Raw genomic sequence first — 3,995 nt, 5'->3', positions numbered from 1 at the left:
TCAAAGAGGTCGCGCACGCGGCTAGCACCCACGCCCACGAACATTTCCACAAAGTCCGAACCGGACATGCTAAAGAACGGTACTCCTGCTTCGCCTGCAACGGCGCGGGCGAGGAGCGTTTTTCCGGTACCCGGAGGACCGACGAGCAATGCACCCTTCGGAATGCGTCCGCCGAGGGCGTCAAACTTTTTCGGGTCCTTCAGGAATTCCACGAGTTCCTGCAAGTCCTGCTTGGCTTCGTCGCAGCCGGCCACGTCGTTAAAGGTGGTCTTCTGCTTGCCGTTAAGCTGGCGGGCCTGGCTCTTGCCAAAACTGAAGGGGCTCTTGCCGCCGCCGCCCATCTGACGGTTCATCATGAAGTAGAAGAATACGATTAGGATAATGGCCGGAAGGAAAGCTACTAGCGTATCAAGCCATGTCGAGGATTCGTGAATGACCTTGACTTTGACTCCCTTGAACATTTCCCAGGCGGTAATTTGGTCGTTGCTCACTTCGAGCATGTGGCTACGGAAAGATTTCGTGTTGCCGTTGTCGTTTGACTTGGTAAAGCGGGCGAGAGCACTCTGGTTCTTTTTCGCTTCGGCCTTTTCTTCGGCACTCATTTCGCGCTTGCCTTCAATAATCACGCCATCGGGGGTCTTTTGCAAGGTGAGTTCGGTAATCACCTTGGTGGAGTCACCCATCATGGCCAAAAATTCGGTGCGCGTGATATCCGATTCGCCATCTTTCCCGGCGAGCGGGAACATGACGAACAACAAAAGAATCATCACCAACAAAATGATAAAATTCTTGCTACGGTAGGGGGGAGTAGGTTTTCCTTGACTCATAAAATCCTTTTATATGTTCACTTGCAAGATACAAATTTTAGGGCAGCCTCAACGCTTTCAAATTCGCAAATCCTGACAGTAGAGCCGTTTTTGGCGATAGCTCGCTTGCGGTAAGCGGCTCGTACGGGAATTTTAACATGGGCGGGCTCCGTTTGGCTGTAAAAGAAGCCGATCGGAAAGCGGAATCCCTGTTCCGAAAGCCACAAACGGAACAACTCGGAAAGGTCTGCGTCCGCGTGGGAGAGCAGAATCTTGCGAAGCGCCTTTTTGTTCAACGAGATGAGAGATGAGGGACGAGTTGTGAGAGAAGTGTCATCCTGAGCGGAGCATCGCGGAGTCGATATACGAAACTTGGCAATTTGTTGCCTTAGTTGAGTTAGGTTCGAAGGAGCAGGATCTAGTGATTTGTCATGCCCGACTAGTTCGGGCATCTCCTTTTCAAGAGACACAATAGGATTGAACAACTCGTTGCATTTTTCCATCACTTTCGCATACGCCTTATCGGCAAGCCCAGCAACCTTGCAAAGCTGCATTGTTGCCCCTGGGTTGGTTTCTTCCAGGTGGGGGAGGTATTCGTACCGCGTCTTGTTCCGTGCAAATTTTACGTCGGTGTTGCTTTCGTCTTCGCACCAAGTGAGATTGTTCTCGCGGGCGTAAGCGAGGAGTTCTGCGCGGGTGACGGAAAGGAAGGGACGGTAGATGAAATTTGATGGATGATGGATGATTGATAATTGATGATTGATGGAGTGGGGGGTGGGGGCGGTTGCTTCGCTCCCTTTGAGGTATGGGGTCGCAACCTTCGGTTGCTTTGGGGTATGGGAGACTTCGTCTAGAACGCGAATTTCCTGAATCCCGCGTAGTCCCGCAAGGGTCGTGCCGCGGCGGAGTCGCATATACATTGTTTCGGCCTGGTCGCCTGCATGGTGCGCCGTGACGATGATTGATGATGGATGATTGATAATTGATGATTGGTAATTGATGATGGATGATGTAATTTCCACCAGTGCCTTGTACCGTGCATCCCTTGCGTTTTCTTCGAGCGAACCTTCGGCACTTTTTAGAGCGTCACCATCCAGTTTTTTCAAGAAAAACGGGACGTTATACTTGCGCGCGAAAGCCTCCACAAATGCGGCATCGCGGTCGGCTGTTCCGACCCGCAGTCCGTGATGCACGTGTGCGATTCCCAACCATTCGATGTCCAACGCCGCTTTATTGCAAATAAAATAATGCGCTAGGCAAATCGAATCTAGACCGCCCGAAACTGCAAGCAGCAGGCGCTTGAAACCATGACGGCGAATATTTTGCGTTAGATCAAAACTCAATCAAATAGGCTCTCTAGGCAGGCGTCGAATTCTTCATCATTGCTCAGTCGATAGGCGTAGACATAACCATCGTAGGAATCAATTTTTAGGTAGGGAAGATATTCTTCAGAGCAGTACTTTACGGGATTTTGATTATATGATGCTGTGTAAGAACATTTCTTTTCTCCGGACGAAACAGAAATTTGTGCAGAAACATCTTCTCTGTTGACAATGGACATTTTCATTTCATCGATGGAGAAGGAGCCTTTATCTTTTATTGTTATTAAGATTTTTGCGTTGGATGAATCAATGGAAACTCCATTTTCGGCATACTTTGCGGAAATTTCCGCAACGCTCATTTCGTCATAGTTTCCTAATGCTATATGCGTGATTTGTTCAATAAGGTGAAAAATCTCGTAGTCATAATCAATGGGGTAGCTTAGGACGATATAAATGGTATCCCTTGATATGAGGTAGGAATATTTTTGAGCGCAGTCTGTATAGTCATCGCTTAGGCTGTAATAGCAAAGACGTTCCCACTCGCTTTCGAGTGCTGTATTCTTTCCGTAATAAGTCTCCTTTGCGCTGGGTTCTTCATAAGCACCTGCAAGGACCTTGTCTAAATCTACATGGTTAAGTGTGAGCGTGTCGTTGGCAATCGTATAGAAGTATGCGTTGTCTGATGTGTCTGGCTTTAAGGTGAATATGCCATTTTTATATATGCATCTTGGCTGCGTCGTATAAAAATAAGGTTTGCCGTCTAGCTCGCCGAATGTAGGAATCTGCTTTATGGTGAATTTGTTGTCGCCGAGATCAGCAATGATTTGATTGTTTGAAGAAGACGAAGACTTTGTTTCTTCTGTACCGGAGGAGTTGGCTTCTTGGTTGCTTGAAGAGGATTCTGCCTTCTCGCTAGAGGAGCCTGCCTCTTGAACACTTGAAGAAGACTCTTGATCGTTTTTTTTCTCCGAAGATGAGCTGACGCTTGTTTCGTTCGAAGATGATTCAATAGAAGCTTCTTCGGATGAAGAAGAAAAGTCATTATCCGAAGCAGATGAAGAATTGTCATCACCGCAGGCGACCATCAGTAGGGCGGAAAATAGAATGCAATATGCTTTTTTCATATCAATCCTTTGTATGTCCTAAAAATAATTTATATTTACCCCTCAAGGAGGCCGTTATGGCTAAAAACGACGCAAAAGAAAGCGCAAGAATGCGAACGCTGCGCATAGACGGCTCCCAGAACGGAGCCACTCTGCGGACTAGAATCGTCCGCGACAAGACAAAGTACTCGAGAACTCTTAAACACAAGAAATCCCTCGCCGATGCGGGGGATTTCCCTTTTATACAGGCCGTCGCAGGTTATTTGCCCGTTGCAATCTTGCCGTAAAATTCCTTGACGTCTTCCCAGCGGTAATACGGGACGGCGGGGCAGTTCTTTACTGTTGCTGTATCGCATGTCACGGGCAGCTTTTGCTCGATTTCGTTGAGCATCACTTTCACCAAAATCGGGGCGTCCTTCTTGCTGGACTTGTAGAATACGAGCTGTACGTTGGCGGCCATCGGGCTGATTTCGTAGTCGCGCCAGATCTTGTGCAGGTTTTCCATGTCGGCAGTTTCGATGCCGGTGTTCTGCGTGCCGTTTTCTAACTGTAAAAGAACCGCAAACGGGAAAATGACGGTGTCGTGACCAAAGCGGAGTGTCGCGGTGGTCTTTTTCGCGGGCTTCTTACCTGTGGTTTTGTCTGTTTTGGCTGTGTCGGCGGCAATCACCTTGTCTGCTTCGTCAAGAACATTTTTCACAACTTCCATACCGGGCATACTGAAGTCTTCTTCCTTGGCGATGTTATAGCAACGGGAGAGATAA

At 48.2% G+C, this 3,995-nt stretch carries 5 protein-coding genes; 1 reads left to right on the top strand and 4 read right to left on the bottom strand.

The window, feature by feature from the left end:
* The 3 genes from Q0628_RS06955 to Q0628_RS06945 form a co-directional block, all read right to left on the bottom strand.
* A partial coding sequence (locus Q0628_RS06955) for an AAA family ATPase (RefSeq protein WP_298769480.1) occupies positions 1 to 767 on the bottom strand: 767 nt, incomplete at its 3' end.
* Between the two features lie 77 nt (positions 768 to 844).
* Complete coding sequence (gene tilS, locus Q0628_RS06950) at positions 845 to 2,149, bottom strand: tRNA lysidine(34) synthetase TilS (protein ID WP_298769479.1); 1,305 nt, start codon at positions 2,147 to 2,149, stop codon at positions 845 to 847.
* Positions 2,146 to 3,252 (bottom strand): hypothetical protein, encoded by a 1,107-nt coding sequence (locus Q0628_RS06945; protein WP_298769478.1) that lies wholly within the window; start codon positions 3,250 to 3,252, stop codon positions 2,146 to 2,148. Before Q0628_RS06945 ends, tilS begins: the two co-directional genes overlap by 4 nt.
* A gap of 56 nt (positions 3,253 to 3,308) precedes the next feature.
* Here Q0628_RS06945 and Q0628_RS06940 point away from each other — a divergent pair, with 56 nt between their 5' ends.
* Positions 3,309 to 3,518 (top strand): hypothetical protein, encoded by a 210-nt coding sequence (locus tag Q0628_RS06940; protein WP_298769477.1) that lies wholly within the window; start codon positions 3,309 to 3,311, stop codon positions 3,516 to 3,518.
* Here Q0628_RS06940 and Q0628_RS06935 read toward each other — a convergent pair.
* The coding region (locus tag Q0628_RS06935; protein WP_366979069.1) for a histidine-type phosphatase at positions 3,491 to 3,995 on the bottom strand (505 nt) is incomplete at its 5' end. The two genes, Q0628_RS06940 and Q0628_RS06935, sit on opposite strands and share 28 nt — an antisense overlap.

The sequence above is a fragment of the uncultured Fibrobacter sp. genome (genome assembly GCF_937877005.1).
Taxonomy (GTDB): Bacteria; Fibrobacterota; Fibrobacteria; order Fibrobacterales; family Fibrobacteraceae; genus Fibrobacter.
The sequence above is the reverse complement of the archived record's forward strand: the minus strand, read 5'-3'. Positions and strand labels throughout refer to the sequence as shown.

Excerpts from the sequence above, each read along its gene's own strand:
- Q0628_RS06940 (WP_298769477.1), top strand. The coding sequence starts at position 3,309 with ATGGCTAAAAACGACGCAAAAGAAAGCGCAAGAATGCGAACGCTGCGC.
- Q0628_RS06945 (WP_298769478.1), bottom strand. The coding sequence starts at position 3,252 with ATGAAAAAAGCATATTGCATTCTATTTTCCGCCCTACTGATGGTCGCC.